Annotated in this window: 19 protein-coding genes; 11 read left to right on the plus strand and 8 right to left on the minus strand. The window is 68.5% G+C overall.

Annotation, left to right across the window (positions count from 1 at the left end):
• Positions 1-30: 30 nt before the first annotated feature.
• The 4 genes from GBO37_RS18580 to GBO37_RS18595 all read right to left on the minus strand — a co-directional run bounded on the left by GBO37_RS18580 (position 31) and on the right by GBO37_RS18595 (position 3,511).
• Complete coding sequence (locus tag GBO37_RS18580; protein ID WP_252930402.1) at positions 31-846, minus strand: metal ABC transporter permease; 816 nt, start codon at positions 844-846, stop codon at positions 31-33.
• Positions 843-1,703 (minus strand): metal ABC transporter permease, encoded by an 861-nt coding sequence (locus GBO37_RS18585; protein WP_127897993.1) that lies wholly within the window; start codon positions 1,701-1,703, stop codon positions 843-845. The genes GBO37_RS18580 and GBO37_RS18585 overlap by 4 nt, the downstream gene beginning before the upstream one ends.
• Positions 1,704-1,770: 67 nt before the next feature.
• Positions 1,771-2,643 carry a manganese/iron ABC transporter ATP-binding protein gene (locus GBO37_RS18590; RefSeq protein WP_252930403.1) on the minus strand — a complete coding sequence of 291 codons (873 nt, stop codon included), beginning with the start codon at positions 2,641-2,643 and terminating at the stop codon, positions 1,771-1,773.
• On the minus strand, positions 2,636-3,511 hold the full coding sequence (locus tag GBO37_RS18595) for a metal ABC transporter solute-binding protein, Zn/Mn family (protein WP_252930404.1): 876 nt from the start codon (positions 3,509-3,511) through the stop codon (positions 2,636-2,638). Before GBO37_RS18595 ends, GBO37_RS18590 begins: the two co-directional genes overlap by 8 nt.
• Positions 3,512-3,608: 97 nt before the next feature.
• Here GBO37_RS18595 and GBO37_RS18600 point away from each other — a divergent pair, with 97 nt between their 5' ends.
• Together GBO37_RS18600 and GBO37_RS18605 are read left to right on the plus strand one after the other, a co-directional pair.
• Positions 3,609-4,025 carry a Fur family transcriptional regulator gene (locus tag GBO37_RS18600; protein WP_252930405.1) on the plus strand — a complete coding sequence of 139 codons (417 nt, stop codon included), beginning with the start codon at positions 3,609-3,611 and terminating at the stop codon, positions 4,023-4,025.
• Complete coding sequence (locus GBO37_RS18605; protein WP_252930406.1) at positions 4,025-4,381, plus strand: YigZ family protein; 357 nt, start codon at positions 4,025-4,027, stop codon at positions 4,379-4,381. Before GBO37_RS18600 ends, GBO37_RS18605 begins: the two co-directional genes overlap by 1 nt.
• 24 nt (positions 4,382-4,405) lie before the next feature.
• Here the strand turns inward: GBO37_RS18605 and GBO37_RS18610 are convergent, their stop codons facing one another.
• The 4 genes from GBO37_RS18610 to GBO37_RS18625 form a co-directional block, all read right to left on the minus strand.
• On the minus strand, positions 4,406-5,383 hold the full coding sequence (locus tag GBO37_RS18610; protein WP_252930407.1) for a zinc-binding dehydrogenase: 978 nt from the start codon (positions 5,381-5,383) through the stop codon (positions 4,406-4,408).
• 97 nt (positions 5,384-5,480) lie between these two features.
• Positions 5,481-5,744, minus strand: a complete 264-nt coding sequence (locus GBO37_RS18615) for a DUF6525 family protein (protein WP_139598908.1) — start codon at positions 5,742-5,744, stop codon at positions 5,481-5,483.
• Positions 5,744-6,313, minus strand: coding sequence for a DUF1826 domain-containing protein (locus GBO37_RS18620; RefSeq protein WP_252930408.1), 570 nt, complete (start codon positions 6,311-6,313; stop codon positions 5,744-5,746). The genes GBO37_RS18615 and GBO37_RS18620 overlap by 1 nt, the downstream gene beginning before the upstream one ends.
• On the minus strand, positions 6,310-7,527 hold the full coding sequence (locus GBO37_RS18625) for a GTP-binding protein (RefSeq protein WP_252930409.1): 1,218 nt from the start codon (positions 7,525-7,527) through the stop codon (positions 6,310-6,312). The genes GBO37_RS18620 and GBO37_RS18625 overlap by 4 nt, the downstream gene beginning before the upstream one ends.
• A gap of 121 nt (positions 7,528-7,648) precedes the next feature.
• Between GBO37_RS18625 and GBO37_RS18630 the strand changes: the two genes are divergently transcribed.
• From GBO37_RS18630 to GBO37_RS18670, 9 genes are all read left to right on the plus strand, one after another.
• The gene (locus GBO37_RS18630; protein WP_252930410.1) at positions 7,649-9,514 is read left to right on the plus strand and encodes an ABC-F family ATP-binding cassette domain-containing protein; all 1,866 of its coding nucleotides are present in this window, start codon (positions 7,649-7,651) and stop codon (positions 9,512-9,514) included.
• A gap of 127 nt (positions 9,515-9,641) precedes the next feature.
• Complete coding sequence (locus GBO37_RS18635) at positions 9,642-10,382, plus strand: MipA/OmpV family protein (RefSeq protein WP_252930411.1); 741 nt, start codon at positions 9,642-9,644, stop codon at positions 10,380-10,382.
• Between the two features lie 177 nt (positions 10,383-10,559).
• Positions 10,560-11,723, plus strand: a complete 1,164-nt coding sequence (locus GBO37_RS18640; RefSeq protein ID WP_252930412.1) for an ABC transporter substrate-binding protein — start codon at positions 10,560-10,562, stop codon at positions 11,721-11,723.
• 4 nt (positions 11,724-11,727) lie between these two features.
• Positions 11,728-12,645 (plus strand): branched-chain amino acid ABC transporter permease, encoded by a 918-nt coding sequence (locus GBO37_RS18645; RefSeq protein WP_252930413.1) that lies wholly within the window; start codon positions 11,728-11,730, stop codon positions 12,643-12,645.
• Positions 12,642-13,598, plus strand: a complete 957-nt coding sequence (locus GBO37_RS18650) for a branched-chain amino acid ABC transporter permease (RefSeq protein WP_252930414.1) — start codon at positions 12,642-12,644, stop codon at positions 13,596-13,598. Before GBO37_RS18645 ends, GBO37_RS18650 begins: the two co-directional genes overlap by 4 nt.
• Positions 13,595-14,335 carry an ABC transporter ATP-binding protein gene (locus tag GBO37_RS18655; RefSeq protein WP_252930415.1) on the plus strand — a complete coding sequence of 247 codons (741 nt, stop codon included), beginning with the start codon at positions 13,595-13,597 and terminating at the stop codon, positions 14,333-14,335. Before GBO37_RS18650 ends, GBO37_RS18655 begins: the two co-directional genes overlap by 4 nt.
• Complete coding sequence (locus GBO37_RS18660; protein WP_252930416.1) at positions 14,335-15,021, plus strand: ABC transporter ATP-binding protein; 687 nt, start codon at positions 14,335-14,337, stop codon at positions 15,019-15,021. The genes GBO37_RS18655 and GBO37_RS18660 overlap by 1 nt, the downstream gene beginning before the upstream one ends.
• A 95-nt stretch (positions 15,022-15,116) precedes the next feature.
• Positions 15,117-15,485, plus strand: a complete 369-nt coding sequence (locus GBO37_RS18665; RefSeq protein ID WP_252930417.1) for a hypothetical protein — start codon at positions 15,117-15,119, stop codon at positions 15,483-15,485.
• Positions 15,486-15,500: 15 nt separating this feature from the next.
• On the plus strand, positions 15,501-17,182 hold a 1,682-nt coding region (locus tag GBO37_RS18670; RefSeq protein WP_252930418.1), incomplete at its 3' end, for a M10 family metallopeptidase C-terminal domain-containing protein.

A 17,182-nucleotide genomic window follows, 5' to 3' on the forward strand; every position in this document is an offset into this window, starting at 1 on the left:
CGGGGCGGGAAAGGGGTCAGGCGCCGCCGTTCACGCGCGGGGCGCCATCTGCCGCCAGGCGAAGGCCAGAACGAAGACCGCGGTCAGGATCACGATGATCGTGGGGGCGGGCGCGCTGTCCAGCCAGAAGCTGGCCCAGATGCCCGCCAGCGCGCTGGCCACCGCGATGGCGGTCGCCAGCGCCATCATCACCGTCAGGCGGCGGGTCAGCAGGAAGGCGATGGCGCCGGGCGCGATCAGCAGGCCCACGGCCAGGATGATCCCCACCGCCGACAGCATCGCCACGACCGAGGCCGCGATCATCGCCAGCATCCCGTAGTGCAGCCAGCCCACCCGCAGCCCCGACACCCGCGCCTGCACCGGATCGAAGGCCAAGAGCGCAAAGTCCCGCCATTTGAGCAGCAGCGCCAGCGTCACCACGGCGGCGATGGGCAGGGCCTGGGCGAAATCGCCCGGCCCGATGCCGAGAATGTTACCGAACAGGATATGGTCCAGATGCACCCCGGGCGGAAAGACCGTGAACAGGATCAGGCCGACGGCGAACATGCCCGCCATGACCACGCCAAGCGCGGTGTCGGACTTGATGCGGCTGTTGGCGTCCAGCCAGCCCGAGGACAGCGCGCAGACCATGCCCGCCGCGAAGGCTCCGACCAGCAGCGGCAGGCCCAGGGCATAGGCCAGCACGATGCCCGGCAGGACCGCGTGGCTGATCCCGTCGCCCATCAGCGCCCAGCCCTTGAGGACCAGAAAGCAGGACAGCAGCGCCGCCGGGATGGCCACGATCACCGCGATCAGCGCCGCGTCCGCCATGACGGGAAAGGTGAAGGGCAGGATCAGCGCATTCATGGCTGCGTCCGCACGGCATCGCGGGCGCGGCGGCGCGTGGCGCGCAGCCCGTGGGTGGGGGCGAAGGTGAAGGCTGCCAGGAAGATCAGCGTCTGCAGCGTCACGATGATGCCGCCCGTGGCCCCGTCCAGGAAGAAGCTGGCATAGGCGCCGATGGCCGAGGTCGTCGTGCCGATCACGACCGAGATCACGATCAGCCGCGGAAAGCGGTCGGTCAGCAGATAGGCCGTGGCCCCCGGCGTCACCACCAGGGCGATGACCAGGAAGGCGCCGACGGTCTGCATCGCCGCCACCGTCGAGGCGGCCAGCAGGGTGAAGAACAGCGCCTTCATGCGGTTCGGGTGCAGGCCGATGGTGCGGGCATGCGTTTCGTCGAAGAAGACCACCATCAGGTCGCGCCATTTCATCAGCAGGATCGCCAGCGAGACGCCCGAGATCAGCACCAGCTGGATCACGTCGCCCGGCGCGATGGCCAGGATGTTGCCCATGGTGATCGCCTGCAGGTCCACCGCGACCGGGTTCAGTGACACCATGAACAGCCCGATGCCGAAGAAGCCTGTGAAGATCAGGCCGATGATCGCGTCCTGTTTGAGCCCCGTGCGGGTGTTCAGGAACAGCATGGTCAGCGCCGCAAGTCCACCCGACAGGAACGCCCCAAGCGCGAAGGGCAGGCCCAGCATGTAGGCCCCCGCCACGCCCGGCACGATGGAATGGGACAGCGCGTCGCCGATCAGGCTCCACCCCTTGAGCATCAGGTAGGCCGACAGGAACGCACAGACGCCCCCGACCAGGGCGGAGACCCAGATCGCGGTCGCCATGTAGCCATAGGTAAAGGGCGTTAGGGCCAGATCGATCATCGGGCGTCGCGCGCGGGGGTTTTGCACCCCCGCACCCCCGCAGGGTATTGGGGCAAAGGAGAAATGCTCATGCGCCGCCCCCCGTCCGGTGACGGTCGTCGTAGAAGATCAGCGGGCGTTCGTCGTCGGTGAAGACGTCCACGTTGCGCGCGTCCGCGTCGGCATGCAGGTCGGTGCCGCCCAGCATGAAATGGCGCAGCGTGCCACCAAAGGCCTGGCGCAGGTTGGTGGGTGTGAAGGTCGTCTCGGTCGGGCCGAAGGCCAGCACCGTGCCTTTGACCAGCACAACGCGGTCGCAATATTCAGGGACCGAGCCCAGATCATGGGTCGAGACCAGCATCACCCGGCCTTCGTCGCGCATCTGGCGCAGAAGCGTGATGATCGTCTGTTCGGTCTGCACGTCGACGCCGGTGAAGGGTTCGTCCAGCAGGATCACCCGCGCCTCCTGCGCCAGCGCGCGGGCCAGGAAGACGCGCTTCTTCTGGCCGCCCGACAGTTCGCCGATCTGGCGGGTGGCGTAATCGGTCAGTCCGACGCGGGCCAGTGCGTCGGTCACCGCCTGTCGGTCTGCAGGGCGGGCGCGGCGCAGGAAGCCCATATGGCCGTAGCGGCCCATCATCACCACGTCGCGCACCAGCACGGGGAAGGTCCAGTCGACCTCCTCCGCCTGTGGGACATAGGCGACCAGGTTGCGCGACAGGGCCTGGCGCACGGTCAGGCCCAGGATGCGCACCTGACCCGTGGCATGGGGCAGCAGGTCCATCAGCGCCTTGAACAGCGTCGATTTTCCCGCGCCGTTCACGCCGACCAGCGCGGTGACCGAGCCCTGTGGCACGGTGAAGCTGGCTTGCGCCAGGGCGCGGTGGCCGTTGCGATAGGCAACCGTCAGGTCGCCGACCTCGATGCCCAGGGGGTCGCGCTGGGTTTGAGGGTCAGCCATCGGCCAGCGCGTCCACGATGGTCTGCGACGTGACCCGCAGCAAGTCCAGATAGGTGGGCACGGGCCCGTCCGTGTCCGACAGGCTGTCCACATAGAGGACGCCGCCATAGTCCGCCCCGGTTTCCGCTGCGATGCTGCGCGCCGGACGATCCGAGATGGTGCTTTCCGAGAAGATCACCGGCGCGCCGGTGTCACGCATGGCGTCGATCAGGCCACGGACCTGCTGGGGCGTGCCTTGGCCCTCGGCGTTGATGGGCCAGAGATACATCTCGGTCAGGCCGAAATCGCGGGCCAGATAGCTAAAGGCGCCTTCGGAGGTGACCAGATAGCGACGATCCTGGGGCAGGGCGCGGGCGGCGTCGCGCAGCGGGCCCACGACATCGGCGATCTGCTGCTTGTAGTCGTCCGCATTCGCGGCGTAGGCGGCGGCATTGTCGGGGTCGGCCTGGGCCATCGCGGCGGCGATGTTGTCGACATAGATCCGCGCCGAATCCAGCGCCATCCACGCATGGGGGTTCGGCTTGCCTTCGTAATCGCCGCTGCGGATCGGCAGGGGGTCGATGCCCTGCGTCACCGTGACGATGGGCACGTCGCCCGCACGGTCCAGGTATTGCTGGGCCCATCCGTCCAGGTTCAGGCCGTTGACCAGGATCAGATCGGCATCGGCGATGCCGATGATGTCGCGCGGGCTGGGTTGATAGTCGTGGATCTCCGCCCCCGGCGGGGTGATCGAACGGACCTCGGCCAGGTGGCCGCCCACGTTGCGGGCCATGTCGGCGATGATGGTGAAGCTGGTGGCGACCTGCAGCTGGTCGGCGGTCGCATGGGTCGGGATCAGGAACAGGAACGGCGTCAGGAATCGATACATCGCATCCTCCAATGCCCCCGTTATCTGCGAACGGTTCGCAACTGTCAACAGTTGAGAACCAGTTGCAACTGGACCCCGACTGCGGCAGAATGCGCGGATGACCAGACGACGTGCGGACAGGTTGGAGCAGGCGTTGCGGGATGCGGGGGTCCGCGTCACGCGCCAGCGCGCGGCGCTGCTGCAGGTGATCGCCGCGGCCGACGACCACCCCGACGCGGCCGAGCTGCATGCCCGCGCGGTCACCGTCGGGGCGGGGGTGTCGCTGGCCACGGTCTATCGCACGCTGACGACGCTGCAGGCGCAGGGCGTGATCGAGAAGCTGGAGTTCCAGGGCGAACCCGCCCGCTGGGAGGCCGCCGACCAGCGCCACCACGACCACATGATCGACGTGGACAGCGGCGAGGTCATGGAGTTCACCAACGAACGGATCGAGCGCCTTCAGGCCGAGATCGCCGCCGAGATGGGATATGACATCGTCCATCACCGGCTGGAGCTGTATGTGCGGCGGCGCTGATGCAGGTGTTCGACAAGATCATCAGCGACCGGGGGTCGCGCTATGCGGTGTCGGGCGGGCATGCCGCCGATCGGGCGGCGGTGGCCGCGATGCTGGCCGAACTGACGCGGGTCAAGCGGTTCCGACAGGCCACCCATCACAGCTGGGCCGCCATCCTGGGCGGAGAGGGCGTCAAGGACGATGATGGGGAAAGCGGCGCAGGGCAGCTGATCCTGCAGATGCTGGAACGCGCCGGCCTGCAGGATCATGTGATCATCGTCACGCGCTGGTACGGCGGCAAGCATCTGGGCGGGGACCGGTTCCGGCATGTCGCCGATGCGGTGCGCCATTACCTGCGCGAGACGGGGGCGGGCTGACCCGGCAACGGGTCACCCCCTCGGCTAGGGCCGGAACATCACCTTGCCGGTGCGGCCTGGCGTCAGGGCGGCGGTGACGGCTTGGGTCGGTTCGTCCAGTCCGAAGGTGCCGCCCGCGGTCAGGTCCAGCTTGCCGTCCATGACCAGCCCGATCAGTTCGCCGAACATGCGCTGGCGATCCTCTGCCGGAGTGGCGGGCATCACCTTGGCACCCCAGAAGCCCTTGACGGACAGATGCTTGAAGATGATCGGCCCGGCAGGCAGCTGCAGGTCCTCTCCGGTGGTCGAAACGAAGGTGACCAGCAGCCCCTCGGTGCCCAGCAGGTCGACCAGCCCGGCCGCGACCGCGCCGCCCACGGAATCGACCGCCGCGCGGGCGCCGTCCTTGCCGATGATCGCGCGGGCCTTGGCCACCCAGTCCGGGTCGCTGGTCGAGATGACGTCGGTCATGCCCATCGCGGTCAGTTCCTCGACCGCTTCGGGGCGGCGGACCAGGTTCAGCAGGCGCACGCCGCGCGACTGCGCCAGCACGGCCATGATCTTGCCCACCGCGCCGTTGGCGGCGGTCTGGATTACCCAGTCACCGCGCGATACGTGCAGGAATTCCAGCAGCGTGATGGCGCTGAAGGGCATGGCGATCAGCTGGGCCGCGGCCGCGTCGGGCATCTCGTCGGGGACGGGGATGGCGCCGGCGGCCTGCGCCACGGCGTATTCGGCCCAGGACCCCTTGAGGCCCGCGACGGCGACGCGGCGGCCCTTCAGGGCGGGGTCGACGCCGGGGCCGGTCTCCTCGACGATGCCCACGGCCTCGCTGCCGGCGGTGGCGGGCAGGTCGGGACGCACGCCGTAATTGCCGCGGATGGTCCACAGGTCGTGATTGTGGATGGGCGACAGAAGCACGCGGACCAGCAGCTCGCCATCCTGTGGGGCGGGACGGTCGGTGTCTGTCGACTGCAGCACGTCGGCGGGTTCGCCGAAGCGGTCATGGGTGACGCTGCGCATAAGATATCCTTTCGGTCCTGTTCGTTGCAGCTGACCTAGGCATTGCCCCCCGCCGTTGCCAGTGCCGGCGCGCGGGCGGCGACAGGATGACTCCGCGTCAAGCGGCCCGTTCGGCGGGAACCTCGCGGGCCAGCGCCCGCGCCTCGGCCCGGTCCAGGGTGGCCAGGATCTGGTCGATCGTGGCCCCCCGCGCCCGCTGTCGCTGCCAGATGCGCAAGCAGGAGGCGGGCGACCAGGGCAGTGCGGCGCGGCTCAGCCAGGCGCGCAACGGCGCAGGCAGCGCGTCGAAGGCCGCCATGGGGTCGCGCGTGCGCCGCCGCTGGCGCTGCGCGGTCCGGCCCAGGTTGGCACAGCGGCGCATCAGCACGATGCGGCCTCCTCCACCGGATCGACCACCACCAGCAGCTGCGTCTGGCCGGGGATGGCGGGCGGCGACCGGTGCAGGATGCCCGTCGGCTGGGCCCCCCAGGTCCGGCCGCGGAACAGTGCGGCGGTGCCCGTGGGCATCTGCTGGATGCGGTCGACCTGGGCCGGACCACTCACGGGACCGAACTGCGTGCCCGCCCCGCGCAGCGTGCAAAGCAGCCGTGCGCGCACTGCATCCAGATGCCATTTCGGACAGGACTGGCCATCCGTGACCTCGACCCGCAGGGTGACCATCAACGCGCCCAGGGAACGCGCCGCGTGCTGCGCCAGCGCGGCGATCTGGTCGATCAGCGCCCTGCGGTGATCGCAATCCGCCAGCGCGGCCGCGTCGCAGGCATGGCGCAGGGCCGTCGCGGCGTCCTGCGGGCGCAGGGTCTGGCGCAGACGCGGCAACCGGTCCGGCGGCAATGCATCCAGCCAGGCCTGCCATGCAGGATCGGTGGTCCGCTGCCACAGCGCGACCGCGACGCCGGGGGTCGGGCGCAGGGCGACGCGCTGGTTCATGCCGCGACCTCCGTCGCGCGGCGCCAGGCGGGGAAGGGGTCGGGCAGGGCGGTCCAGCCCGCCGGGTTGTCGCCCCATTCCTCGCCCAGAAGGCAGGCGTCCAGGCGGGCGCGGATGCGGTCCTCGTCCATGCCGGTGCCGATGAAGACCAGCTCCTGCCGCCGGTCGCCGAAGGGGTCGGACCAATGCGCGTCCAGATAGGCGCGCCCCTCGGGGTGGGTCGGCCAGCGGTCGCGTGGGACCGAGGCCCACCACTGCCCCAGGGGCCGGACCGAGGACAGCGCCCCCGCAAGCGAGAACTCGGCCACCCAGTCGGGCCGCGTGGCGACCCAGAAATGCCCCTTGGCGCGGATCACGCCGGGCAGGGGGCCGTTCAGCAGCTCGTGGATCTTGCGCGGCTCGAACGGCTGGCGGGCGCGATAGACGAAGCTGGCGACGCCGTATTCCTCGGTCTCGGGGGTGTGGTCGGCATGGCCGTACAGCTCCTTGGCCCACATCGGATGGGTATGGGCGCGGTCGAAATCAAACAGGCCGGTGTTCAGGATGTCGCGGGGCGCGACGTGGCTGTGATCCGTCTCGATGATGCGCGCGTCGGCGTTCAGCGCGCGGATGATCTCGCGCGCGGCATCCACGCGGGCGGGACCGGCATCGCTGCATTTGTTCAGCACGATCACGTCGGCGAATTCCATCTGGTCGGTCAGCAGATCGACCAGCGTGCGCGCATCGGCGTCGCCCATTACCTCTCCGCGGTCGGACAGGAAATCGTGGCTGGAGAAGTCGGCCGTCAGGTTCACCGCATCGACCACCGTCACCATCGTGTCCAGCCGCGCCACGTCGGACAGGCTGGCGCCGCTGTCATCTGCGAACTCGAAGGTGGTGGCGACGGGCAGCGGCTCGCTGATCCCGGTCGATTCGATCAGCAGATAGTCGAACCGCCCCGCCTGGGCCAGACGGCGCACCTCCAGCAGCAGGTCCTCGCGCAGGGTGCAGCAGATGCAGCCGTTCGACATCTCGACCAGAGTCTCCTGGGTCTGCGACATGCCGCCCTCGGCGCGGATCAGGTCGGCGTCGATGTTCACCTCGGACATGTCGTTGACGATGACGGCGACGCGCAGCCCGTCGCGATTGTTCAGGACGGCGTTCAGCAGGGTCGTCTTGCCGGCGCCCAGAAAGCCGGACAGGACGGTGACGGGCAGGCGGGGATCGTGGGTCATGGCAGGTCCTCGGTGCTGTGGCTGGTCAGGTTAGTTATATTATAACATTACTGATGACAATCCTGCAGCCTGCCTTGCCCGCCCCATTGACGACCCGCCCCCGATGGGCCATGCCGCGCGGATGCTGCACATCGATGACATCTCCTATTCCATCCAGGGCCGCCCGCTGTTCGCCGGCGCCTCGGCATCCGTGCCCGAAGGGCACAAGGTCGGCCTTGTGGGTCCGAACGGCGCGGGCAAGACGACGCTGTTCAAGCTGATCCGCGGCGAACTGGGCCTGGACGGCGGCGCCATCAGCCTGCCGACGCGCGCCCGCATCGGCGGCGTGGCCCAGGAATCGGCCGCGACCGCGCTGTCCGTGCTGGAGACCGTCCTGGAGGCAGACCAGGAACGCACCGCACTGATGGCGGAATCGCTGACCGCGACGGACGCGCACCGCATCGCGGACATCCAGACCCGCCTGACCGACATCGACGCCTGGTCGGCCGAGGCCCGCGCCGCGACGATCCTGGACGGGCTGGGCTTCGACACCACAGACCAGCAGCGACCGACCAGCGACTTCAGCGGCGGCTGGCGGATGCGCGTGGCGCTGGCGGGGGTGCTGTTCGCGCAGCCCGACCTGCTGCTTCTGGACGAACCGACCAACTATCTGGACCTGGAAGGCGCGCTGTGGCTGGAGACCTATCTGGCCCGCTATCCGCACACGGTCATCATCATCAGCCACGACCGCGGCCTGCTGAACCGCGCCGTCGGCCATATCCTGCATGTCGAGGACAAGAAGCTGACGCTGTATACCGGCGGCTATGACAGCTTCACCCGCATCCGCGCCGAAAAGCGCGCATTGCAGGCCGCCGAGGCCAAGAAGCAGTCAGAGCGCCGCGCCCATCTGCAAAGCTTCGTCGACCGCTTTGGTGCCAAGGCCAGCAAGGCACGGCAGGCCCAGGCCCGCGTCAAGGCGCTGGCCAAGATGGAGCCGATCACCGCCCCCGAAGAAGCCAAGTTCTTCCGCTTCAGCTTTCCTCAGCCCGAGGAGCTGTCGCCCCCCATCGTCGCGATGGAAGGGGTCAATGTCGGCTATGGCGACCGCACCGTGCTGTCGCGCCTGGGGCTGCGCATCGATCAGGACGACCGCATCGCGCTGCTGGGCCGCAACGGCCAGGGCAAGTCGACGCTGTCCAAGCTGCTGGCCGGGCGCCTGACGCCGATGGCTGGCAAGGTGGTGCAGTCGAACAAGCTGCGCGTCGGCTATTTCGCCCAGCACCAGGTCGACGAGCTGTCGCTGGACGACACGCCGCTTGACCACATCCGCGCCGTGCGCCCGAACGAGGCGCAGGCGCGCCAGCGGGCCCGTTTGGCCGGTTTCGGCCTGATGGAGGCGCAGGTCGAGACAAAGGTCCGCGCCCTGTCCGGCGGCCAGAAGGCGCGCCTGTCGCTGCTGCTGGCCACGATCGACGCACCGCATCTGCTGATCCTGGACGAACCGACCAACCACCTGGACATCGAAAGCCGCGAGGCCCTGTCCGAGGCGCTGAACGATTACACCGGCGCGGTCGTGCTGGTCAGTCACGACATGCACCTGCTGGGACTGGTCGCGGACCGGCTGTGGCTGGTCAAGGACGGCGCCGTCGCCCCCTACGAGGGCGATCTGGATGATTACCGCAAGTTCCTGCTGTCGGGCGACGCGCCCGCCGAGAAGTCCGGCGAGAAGACCCCCGAGGCGCCAAAGTCTGCCGCCCCGAAAAAGCCGAACCGCGATGCGGTGCTGGCCCTGCGGTCGGACGTGCGCAAGTCCGAGGAGCGGGTCCAGAAGCTGACCGAGATGATGGGCAAGCTGGACGTCAAGCTGGCTGATCCGGGCCTCTACAACGATCCCTACGAGGCCGAGAAATGGGGCAAGAAGCGGGCCGAGGCCGTGCGCGCCCTGGCCTTTGCCGAGGAGCTGTGGATGGCCGCGCTGGAAAAGCTGGACGCGGCCGAAAAGGGCTGACGGCGGGGTGATCATCGCGCTGTTGCGAAAATGCGGCGCATGGCCCAGGATGAGACGCGGACAGGTTGTGCCTTGCGGGGCACGGCCATAGATACCCGGAAAGCCCTTTTTGCGCGGAATCGCCCCCATGAAATATGCCTTGGCCCTTGCCGTCCTGTTCGCCGTTCCCGCCCATGCGCAGGATTTCGGGGCAACCGGGGGGCGCACGTTCTCGGTCGATCTCGGCGTCGGTGCGGCGCTGCGCCCGACCTATCCCGGTGCCGAGGATGCCGAGGTCGCGCCGTGGATCATCTGGCGCGATGCGGGCTTCGGTCCGGTCGGTACGGCCCCTGCGCAGGGATTCTCGATCGCGCCGTCCTTTGGCACCGTGGGCAAGCGTGAAAGCAGCGACGACGCGGCCCTGACGGGGCTGGACGACATCGACCGCGCCTATGAGCTGGGCCTGCGGGTCAGCTATGGCGCGGGGCCGGTGACGGCCTATGGCAGCGTGCGCCGCGGGTTCGAGGGCCATGAGGGCATCACCGGAGAGGTCGGCGCGAAGTACCGCACCGAGCTGAGCGACCGCGTGACCCTGTGGTCCGGGGCCGAGGTCGTCTATGGCAATGACGATTTCAACAACACCTATTTCGGCGTGACGCCCGCCGAAAGCGTGACCAGCGGCCTGCCCGCCAGCGCCCCCGGCGGCGGTCTGAACGAGGCCGCGATCACCTTCGAGGCGCGCTATGCCATCAACGACACCACCGCCGTCCTAGGCGAGGTGCGTTACGGCAAGCTGATCGGCGACGCCGGCGATTCGCCGGTCGTCCAGGAAGAATACCAGCCCTCGCTGCGCCTTGGCGTGACGCGTCGGTTCTCCTTCGGCTTCTGATCGCCGCAGGGTCAGGGGATCGGGGTCACGCGTGGCGCGGCCCCTTTTTCTTGGCCAAATGTTTTAAGCCTGAAATAATTTCTTGACAGGTCGCGCCCGCCTGTTGCGTTCTGGTGTCAAGGCATCCGAACCGGGCCGCGACCAACGCGGTCCCCGCCAACAAGGAAAGACCGCACCATGACCCAGACCCGTTCGCTGATCGCGGCGCTTGCCGCAACGACCGCCCTGGCCGCCCCGGCCCTGGCGCAGGACGACACGCTGACCGTGGGCGTGCTGCTGACCCTGTCCGGCCCCGGCGCCGTGCTGGGAGAGATGGCGCGCGACGGCTTCCTGCTGGCCGCCGAGGAGATCGGCGATCTGGGCGGCATCCCCACCGAGATCATCGTGGTCGATGACGAACAGAAGCCCGACGTCGCCGCTAACAAGGCCCGCGAACTGGTCGAGCGGAACGGCGCGGACATCGTGGTCGGGCCGATCTTCTCCAACGTCGCGGGCGCCATCCTGCAGCCGGTGACGCAGGGCGGCGGCATCCTGATCAGCCCGAATGCCGGCCCGTCGAACCTGGCCGGGGCGGAATGCAACAAGGCCTTCTTCGCGACGTCCTATCAGAACGACCAGATGCACGAGGTGATGGGCGCCCATGCGCAGGCGCAGGGGTTCCAGAACGTCTTCCTGCTGGCCCCGAACTATCAGGCCGGGCAGGACGCGCTGGCGGGCTTCAAGAAAAGCTATACCGGCGGCGTCGCGGGCGAAATCTTCACCCAGATGGGCCAGCTGGACTATTCCGCCGAACTGGCCCAGATCGCCGCGATGCAGCCCGATGCGGTCTTCGCCTTCATGCCGGGCGGCATGGGCGTGAACCTGGTGCGCCAGTATCGCCAGGCGGGGCTGGAGGGCATCCCCTTCCTGTCGGCCTTCACCGTGGACGAGGCGACGCTGCCCGCGCAGGCCGAGGCGGCCTTGGGCTTTTTTGCCGGATCGAACTGGGCACCCGATCTGGACACGCCCGAGAACGCCGCGTTCGTCGCGGCCTATGAGGCGAAATACGGCCATGTGCCGGGCGTCTATGCCATGCAGGGCTATGACGCGGCCCGCCTGATCGACGGCGCGCTGCGCGAGGCGGGCGGCACGGACCGCGACGCGCTGATCGCGGCGCTGGAGGGGGCGCCCTTCACCTCGGTCCGCGGCGATTTCAGCTTTGGTCCCAACCACTTCCCGATCCAGGACTTCTACCTGACCACGGTGGTGCAGCGCGAGGACGGCAAGTTCGCCACCTCGGTCGTCGAGAAGATCTTCGACGACTATCAGGACAATTACGCCGCCAACTGCCAGATGAACTGAGCCGATGACCAGCCTGTTCCTGCTGCAGCTGCTGAACGGGGTGCAGCTGGGGGTCCTGCTGTTCCTGATTGCCGCCGGGCTGACCCTGGTCTTCGGGATCATGGATTTCGTGAACCTGGCCCATGGCGTGATCTACATGGTCGGCGCCTATCTGGTGGTGATGTTCGCGGGCATGACCGGCAGCTACGGGCTGGGCCTTCTGCTGACGCTGCCCGCGACGCTGGCCATCGGGCTGGTGCTGGAGGCGCTGATCTTTCGCAGGCTCTATGACCGCCCGCATCTGGATCAGGTGCTGGCGACCTTCGGGCTGGTCATGGTGGTGACGGAACTGGTCAAGATCATCTGGGGCCAGTCGCCGCTGTCGATCCTGCCGCCCGATGTGCTGTCAGGGTCGGTGCCGCTGGTGGGCGCGCTGCGCTATCCGGTGTTCCGGCTGGTGGTGATCGCGGCGGGGCTGGCGGTCGCGGTGGGGCTGTGGCTGGTCATCACGCGCACCCGCATTGGCATGCGCCTGCGGGCGGGGGCCAGCAACCGCGCGATGGTGGGCGCCCTTGGCGTCGATATCGGGCGGCTGTTCACGGTGATCTTCGCCTTTGGCGCGATGCTGGCGGGGTTTGCGGGGGCGATGGTCGCACCCATCCTGTCGGTCGATCCGGGGATGGGGGAAAGCGTGCTGATCCTTGCCTTTGTCGTGATCGTCATCGGCGGCATCGGTTCGGTCAAGGGGGCGTTTGCGGGGGCGCTGCTGGTGGGCATCGTCGACACGTTGGGCCGCAGCTTTGGCCCGATCATCCTGCGCGCGGTGATGGAGCCGTCCGCCGCCGCCCAGACCGGACGGGTGCTGGCGCCGATGCTGGTCTATGTGCTGATGGCCGCGATCCTGGCCGCCCGGCCGCAGGGCCTCTTCGGAGCGCGCCCATGACCCGCTGGCTGATGCGCCGCCGGGTGGCGGCCTGGGCGATCTTCGGCGGTTTCGCCCTGTTGCCGCTGATCGCGGCGATGACGGGGGACCCCTATCTGGTCGTCGTGGCGACGCGGATCCTGGCCTTCGCCATGGCCGCCTTGGCGCTGGACCTGATCCTGGGCTATGGGGGCATGGTCAGCTTTGGCCACGCGGCCTATCTGGGCATCGGCGCCTATGCGGTGGCGATCCTGTCGCGCGCGGGCATCACCGATCTGGGCGCGCATCTGGGCGTGGCGGTGGTCGCGGGGGCGGCCTTCGCGCTGGTCACCGGGGCGATCAGCCTACGCACGCGGGGCATCTATTTCATCATGATCACGCTAGCCTTCGCGCAGATGGCCTATTTCTTCATCGTCTCGCTGTCGGCCTATGGCGGCGACGACGGGGTGACGCTGACGGCGCGGTCGACCGTGCTGGGGCAGGACTGGCTGGCCGACGACCGGGTGCTCTATTACGCGGCGCTGGCGATGCTGGCGGGGCTCTATCTGCTGTGTGTCGCGATCACCGGGTCGCGGTTCGGCCGCGTGCTGACGGGGGCGCGGGAAAACCCGCTGCGGATGCAGGCGGTGGGCTTCACCCCCTTCCGGTTTCAGCTGACGGCCTTCGTGATCTCGGGCGCGATGACGGCCATCGCCGGGGTGATCCTGGCCAATCAGGCCAGCTTCGTCTCGCCCTCCTACATGAACTGGCACCGCTCGGGGGAACTGGTGGTGATGGTCGTCCTGGGCGGCATCGGCAACCTGCTGGGCGCCATCGCCGGGGCCACGCTGGCGCTGCTGCTGGAGGAATGGCTGGCGCTCTTCACCGAACATTGGCGGCTGATCTTCGGCGCGCTCCTGATCCTGGTCGTGATGTTCTCGCGCGACGGGCTGACGGGGCTGTTCAAGGGATTGTCCGGGGGGCGCGGGAAATGAGCCTTCTCTCCGTGCGCGCGTTGCGCAAGTCCTATGGCGCGCTGAAGGTCACCGACGATCTGGACCTGGAGGTTACCGAAGGAGAACTCCACGCCATCATCGGCCCGAACGGCGCGGGGAAATCCACGCTGATCGCGCAGCTCTCGGGGCAGGCGGGGTCGGATGCGGGCTCGGTCCGCTTTGCAGGGGCCGAGATGATGGGTCGTCCCATGCCTGCGCGGGTCCGGGCAGGCATGTCGCGCAGCTTCCAGATCACCTCGATCCTGCCGGGCTTCACCGTGCTGGAGAACGTGGCCACCGCCGTGCAGGCCCATGCGGGCAGCAGCTTCCGCTTCTTCGCCCCGGTCGCACGGGACAACGGCCTGAACGCACAGGCGCGGGACGCGCTGTCTCGCGTGGGTCTGGCCGACCGCGCCGACACCCGCGCCGGCAGCCTGTCGCATGGAGAGAAACGTGCGCTGGAACTGGCAATCGCGCTGGCCACGCGCCCGCGCCTGCTGCTGCTGGACGAGCCCCTGGCCGGGACCAGCGGGGCCGAGGCCGAGCGTCTGGTCCAGGTCATGGCGGGCCTGAAGAGGCAGGTGACGCTGGTGCTGATCGAACATGACATGGACGCGGTCTTTGCGCTGGCCGACCGGGTCAGCGTGCTTGTCTATGGCCGGATCATCGCGACGGGCACGCCCGATCAGGTCCGCGCCGATCCGGCGGTGCGCGCCGCCTATCTGGGGGACGCGTGATGCTGGTCGTCGAGGGGCTGCAGGCCGGTTACGGAGAGGCGCAGGTCCTCCACGACATCCACCTGTCGGTCGGGCAGGGGCAGGTGGTGACCCTGCTGGGCCGCAACGGCATGGGCAAGACGACGACGATCAGCACGATCTTTGGCCTGCTGGCGGCGCGGGGCGGGCGCGTCAGCATCGACGGGCGCGACGTGACCCGCGCCGCGCCGCACCGCATCGCGCGCGCGGGCCTGGGCCTGGTCCCCGAGGGGCGGCAGGTCTTTCCCACGCTGGACGTGCGCGAGAACCTGATCGCCACCGCGCGCCCCGGACACTGGACCCTGTCGCGCGTCCTCGCGCTGTTCCCGCGCCTGGCCGAACGCATGGGCCACAAGGGCAGCGAACTGTCTGGCGGCGAGCAGCAGATGCTGGCCATCGGGCGGGCGCTGATGACCAACCCCCGCCTGATCGTGCTGGACGAGGCGACCGAGGGCCTGGCCCCCCTGATCCGGGACGAGATCTGGTCCTGCCTGACGCGCCTGAAGGACCAGGGCGAGGCGATCCTGATCGTGGACAAGAACCTGTCGGCCCTGACCCGCTTTGCCGACCGCCATGTGGTGATCGAGAAGGGCCGCACCGTCTGGTCCGGCGACAATGCGCAGCTTTTGAACGATTCCGCTGTGGCAGAACGGCATCTGGGCGTCTGACGGACGCACATCCCCCTTTACCGGCGTGGCCTGTGCAACATAATAAGATGCATTGGTCTGCGGCGACTGCCGCCCGTTTTTTTCAGGAATTCATCATGCGTCCGTCCGCGCGAATCCTGACCCTCGGTCTTGCTTTCGCGCCGCTGATGCTGGCCGCCTGCCGCGTCGATGCCGGCGGAGGCGGTGAGGCACCGACCGTCCAATGCGCCCCGGCCCAAGGCGTGGACATGACCCAGGCCGATGCCCTGTGCGACGCGCTGCGCGCCCAGGACCCGAAGGGCGGGATGCGCCTGCGTGTCCTGGCCACGGGGCCCACGGCGTTGTCCGCACAGCTGGACCGCGTGACCGACCAGGGCGACCGGCCCGGCCAGCGGATGGATTTCAGCGTCACGGACCGGGACCTGCAGCCCGACGATTTCACCAGCTTTGCCCGCGACCTGCTGCGATACGGGTTGCCCGATTAGGAAAGAGCCGCACGCATGTGCCAGATCTGCGCCAACCTTCGTCCCTATGACAAATCCTGCGCCGGGTCGGAGTTCGCGGGTTCCACCGTCGATCTGCTCAGCGCGACGCTGCGCGAACAGGGCGACGCGCCGGGGGGGCGGGGAACCCCCTATCGCATGGCGCCGGGGGACGTGTTCAACGGCACGGTCGGATTTTCGGGCGACAATGACTGGGTGGCCGTCCGTCTGGAGGCCGGCACGACCTATCGAATCGCCCTGAACGGCATCAGCCTGTCGGACCCCTTGTTGGAACTGCGCGGCCCCGATGGCCGCGTGGTCGCCGTGAACGACGACGGGGGGCCGGGGCTGGACAGCCTGATCACCATCGCGCCCACGCAGACCGGGACCTATTACGTGAATGCGGGCGCCTATTCCGCGGGCACCGGCAGCTATCAGCTGGTCGTGACCGAGGCGCCCGTGCCCCGGCCCGCCCCGATGGCAGAGCTGGCCACCTATCTGACCGACGGCTTCTGGGCCGATACCGGACAGTCCGCGCGGTCCTTCGACATGTCGCGCGACAACATCATCACCTATGACTTCAGCGGCCTGACGCCGCAGGGCCGGGCGCTGGCGCGCGACGCAATGCAGGCTTGGTCGGCGGTCGCCAACCTGCGCTTTGTCGAACGGCGCGGCGATGCCGACATCACCTTCGACGACAACCAGGACGGGGCCTTTGCCCAGTCGACGATCATGGGCGGGCGCATCCTGCGGTCGTCGATCAACGTCTCCACGGACTGGATCTCGCAGGATGGCGTGCGCATCGGCACCTATTCCTATCAGACCTACGTGCACGAGATCGGCCACGCGCTGGGCCTGGGGCACCAGGGCCCCTATAACGGCAGCGGCAATTTCGCCGATGACGCTTGGTTCGTGAACGACAGCTGGCAGGCCTCTGTGATGTCCTATTTCGGCCAAGAGGAAAACCCCAACATCGCCGCCAGCGGCGCCTATCTGGCGTCGCTGATGCCCGCCGACATCATCGCCATCCAGCGCCTGTACGGCGCCGCGGGCGCGGGGTCGCTGACCGCGGGCAACACGGTCTATGGCGTGGGCCATACGCTGGGCAGCAGCTGGCTGGGGCGCGTGTTCTCGGCCCAGGACGGGGGCTCTCACCAGACCGTCCAGAACGCGCGCGGCGTGGCGATGACCATCTATGACGCAGGCGGCCATGACGTTCTGAACTTCTCCAACGACGGACAGGCGCAGCGGGTCGATCTGCGTCCCGGGGCCATGTCGGACATCTATGGCCTGCGCGGCAATCTGCAGATCGCCCAGAACACCGTGATCGAGGGCTATGTCGCAGGATCGGGCAATGATGCGGTCCATGGCAACGCTGCCGGCAACGTCCTGCGCGGCATGGGCGGCCACGATCGGCTGTCGGGCGGATGGGGCAACGACATCCTGCATGGCGGCGCGGGGAACGACACCCTGCTGGGGGATGTCGGTGCGGACCGGCTGTTCGGCGATGCCGGGAACGACGTGCTGACCGACCTGCAGGGCGACAATGCGATGGCGGGCGGGACAGGGGACGATCACCTGACCGCGGGGGCCGGGCGCGACAGCCTTTATGGCGACGATGGCGCGGACATCATCCTGGCGGGGGCGGGCGACGATTTGATCCGCGGCGGGGCGGGGTTCGACACGGTCCGCGCCGGTGC

The sequence above is a fragment of the Paracoccus sp. 08 genome, from assembly GCF_024105395.1.
In the GTDB taxonomy this organism is placed as follows: Bacteria; Pseudomonadota; Alphaproteobacteria; order Rhodobacterales; family Rhodobacteraceae; genus Paracoccus; species Paracoccus marcusii.

Coding starts and splice junctions, on each gene's coding strand:
- GBO37_RS18580 (WP_252930402.1), bottom strand. CDS start 846: ATGAATGCGCTGATCCTGCCCTTCACCTTTCCCGTCATGGCGGACGCG.
- GBO37_RS18585 (WP_127897993.1), bottom strand. CDS start 1,703: ATGATCGATCTGGCCCTAACGCCCTTTACCTATGGCTACATGGCGACC.
- GBO37_RS18590 (WP_252930403.1), bottom strand. CDS start 2,643: ATGGCTGACCCTCAAACCCAGCGCGACCCCCTGGGCATCGAGGTCGGC.
- GBO37_RS18595 (WP_252930404.1), bottom strand. CDS start 3,511: ATGTATCGATTCCTGACGCCGTTCCTGTTCCTGATCCCGACCCATGCG.
- GBO37_RS18600 (WP_252930405.1), top strand. CDS start 3,609: ATGACCAGACGACGTGCGGACAGGTTGGAGCAGGCGTTGCGGGATGCG.
- GBO37_RS18605 (WP_252930406.1), top strand. CDS start 4,025: ATGCAGGTGTTCGACAAGATCATCAGCGACCGGGGGTCGCGCTATGCG.
- GBO37_RS18610 (WP_252930407.1), bottom strand. CDS start 5,383: ATGCGCAGCGTCACCCATGACCGCTTCGGCGAACCCGCCGACGTGCTG.
- GBO37_RS18615 (WP_139598908.1), bottom strand. CDS start 5,744: ATGCGCCGCTGTGCCAACCTGGGCCGGACCGCGCAGCGCCAGCGGCGG.
- GBO37_RS18620 (WP_252930408.1), bottom strand. CDS start 6,313: ATGAACCAGCGCGTCGCCCTGCGCCCGACCCCCGGCGTCGCGGTCGCG.
- GBO37_RS18625 (WP_252930409.1), bottom strand. CDS start 7,527: ATGACCCACGATCCCCGCCTGCCCGTCACCGTCCTGTCCGGCTTTCTG.
- GBO37_RS18630 (WP_252930410.1), top strand. CDS start 7,649: ATGCTGCACATCGATGACATCTCCTATTCCATCCAGGGCCGCCCGCTG.
- GBO37_RS18635 (WP_252930411.1), top strand. CDS start 9,642: ATGAAATATGCCTTGGCCCTTGCCGTCCTGTTCGCCGTTCCCGCCCAT.
- GBO37_RS18640 (WP_252930412.1), top strand. CDS start 10,560: ATGACCCAGACCCGTTCGCTGATCGCGGCGCTTGCCGCAACGACCGCC.
- GBO37_RS18645 (WP_252930413.1), top strand. CDS start 11,728: ATGACCAGCCTGTTCCTGCTGCAGCTGCTGAACGGGGTGCAGCTGGGG.
- GBO37_RS18650 (WP_252930414.1), top strand. CDS start 12,642: ATGACCCGCTGGCTGATGCGCCGCCGGGTGGCGGCCTGGGCGATCTTC.
- GBO37_RS18655 (WP_252930415.1), top strand. CDS start 13,595: ATGAGCCTTCTCTCCGTGCGCGCGTTGCGCAAGTCCTATGGCGCGCTG.
- GBO37_RS18660 (WP_252930416.1), top strand. CDS start 14,335: ATGCTGGTCGTCGAGGGGCTGCAGGCCGGTTACGGAGAGGCGCAGGTC.
- GBO37_RS18665 (WP_252930417.1), top strand. CDS start 15,117: ATGCGTCCGTCCGCGCGAATCCTGACCCTCGGTCTTGCTTTCGCGCCG.